The sequence below is a fragment of the Shewanella sp. 11B5 genome, assembly GCF_002836795.1.
Lineage (GTDB): Bacteria > Pseudomonadota > Gammaproteobacteria > Enterobacterales > Shewanellaceae > Shewanella > Shewanella frigidimarina.
Window position 1 is genome coordinate 1 of sequence record NZ_PJAP01001097.1, and the last position, 2,299, is coordinate 2,299.

The 2,299-nt window shown below is 41.5% G+C and carries 2 protein-coding genes; one reads left to right on the forward strand and one right to left on the reverse strand.

Translation table 11 applies throughout. The features are described from left to right. On the reverse strand, window positions 1-1,163 hold a 1,163-nt coding region (locus tag CXF78_RS20710; protein WP_102037821.1), incomplete at its 3' end, for a YbfB/YjiJ family MFS transporter. Between the two features lie 114 nt (window positions 1,164-1,277). On the opposite strand from CXF78_RS20710, the gene CXF78_RS20715 reads away from it, so the two are divergent. Continuing rightward, complete coding sequence (locus CXF78_RS20715; RefSeq protein WP_257984970.1) at window positions 1,278-2,099, forward strand: LysR family transcriptional regulator; 822 nt, start codon at window positions 1,278-1,280, stop codon at window positions 2,097-2,099. Window positions 2,100-2,299 lie beyond the last annotated feature (200 nt).

A 2,299-nucleotide genomic window follows, 5' to 3' on the forward strand; every position in this document is an offset into this window, starting at 1 on the left:
GCGTCTTTATCAATATTTAATAATCCAAACAAAAACAGCGTGCCCATCATTACCACAGTGGCAGATAGGTATAAGCCAATATCATAGTTCCCCAGTGCTTCAACAAGATATCCGGTAGACACGGGGGCAATAATTTGTGCTGCACCATAAGCTAAGGTCATTGTGCCCATAAACTTAGCCGGGTTACTCGGGTAAAACTTGCCCGCCATGGTCAAGACTAGGCTGACGCATGCGATAAAAGTGCCACCAAACAACAGAGCACTTAATATAACAACAGGTAAGCTGTCATTGATTGCAGGAAGAATAATGCCTACGGCCTGTAAGATATAGGCGGCTAATAGCGTTTTTAAGTAACCCACTCGACGGGCGATTTGATCCCATATTAAAGGTGCTGGTGTTGCCGCGACGCCTACCAATAGAAAAGCAACACCTCCTTGTCCTTGTAAACCTTCAACACGTTCGACAATATCAACAATAAAAGTCGAACTGACGGCATAACCATAACCGGCACAGAAATAAGCCAACATCATTAACGATTTAAAGGCTTTACTTGGTGGATTATCTTTGACCCCTGCTCCCGCTTTACCACCAACAAAAGGATGTGGCATCCATAACCATGCAGGGATCGAGAATATTGCTGCCATCACGGCTAACGCTAGCCACTGTTGCTGCCAGTCGGCTGACATGGTCAGCATGGCTTCTATTAGTATCGAGGTAACAATGATGCTCAAGCCCGCACCAGAGAAGTGAATGCCCAATTCTGCACGGTGATTATGGTTAACTAGCCATTTTAATATCAAGCCAGAGGCAATAATAAAGCCTCCTGAAGCGCAGATTCCGGCAATAAAGCGTAATACCGCCCAAGTCACCATATCAGTGGTCATTACCATTGCAGCTGAAGTGACGACACTCAATATAAGGTACAACCGGTGTAAGTTATATTTGTAGTTAAGGTTGTGCATGCTAGCGGCAAGTAACACCCCACACATGTAACCCATAAAATTAGTACTAGCTAACCAACCTCCACCAGATTCAGTTAGGCCTGCACCGTCCTGCATTATCGGTAATAACAAGCTATAGGAAAATCTAGCCACCCCAACCGTGACAATTAAACTACAGATACCAGCAAAATAGACGCGGACTTTTGTTAGCTCTAGTAACATCAAAATCACTTTTTAAGTGAAACCATTAACAAACAATACGTCAATCTGCTAATCTTAAAAATTGAATTATTTAGAACAAAAACTTCTTATTAAGAGAACCATATGGAAATATTAATGCTAAAAACGTTTAAAGCCGTTGTTGATGAAGACGGCATTAAAGGTGCTGCTGATAAGTTGCATACGGTTCAGTCCAACATCACCAGCCGGATTAAAAAACTCGAGAAAGAACTGGATACTAAGCTATTTACTATCATTGGCCGAAAATTACAGTTAACGCCTAGTGGACAACAGCTTTGCGAGTATGCAGATCAGATTTTACAATTAGAATACCAAGCAACCTCTGCCATTTTGCGCAATAAAGGAACTTACGAATTACGAGTTGGTATGCCAGAAACATTTGCAGCGGTTCATATGCCTATGGCACTCAAAAAACTCAAGTTGAATCACGCTGAAATTAGAACGAAAATTCATACTGACACCAGCGAAAGACTGGTATTTTCGGTGTTGAACAATAAGGTTGACTGCGCTGCGATAGGTAATGCGCCTAAACATGAAAACCTTATTATTATCCCGATTGTGAAAGAAGAACTGATTATGGTGACTCCACGAGACAGTGAACATGATCCGGTTTTGTTTGTACGCGATGAAGGCTGTGGCTATAGAAAACATGCCCTTATTTGGCAACAAAAGGCTGGCCGAGGTAATGATGAACTCATGGTAATGAGCAGTGCTGATGGTGTTTTAGGTTGTATCGCGGCGGGTTTAGGTTACACCATTATTGGTAAAAATATGGTTGCTGGCAGTCGGTATGAAAAGTCACTGGTTATGACACCAGTGAGCTATGGTCCAAAACATGTTCAACTATCAATTGTCTATCGTAAAGATAGTCCATTAGAGTCAGGTATATTGACCCTAGCAAAGCTATTAACCAAGTAATTCATTCTGACTATCTAAGTCATTAATATCGGCTTATTAATAACCGTTACGGCTATGGCTCTGTCATATCAATCTGCTAACGATTTATTAAATACAACAATCATCCAGATAACACATTTTGTCTGACAATCACTCCGATAGAGTCACACCAGCAAAGTCATAATGACACTTGATAGTCATAAAGACACAGCCGTCAATTG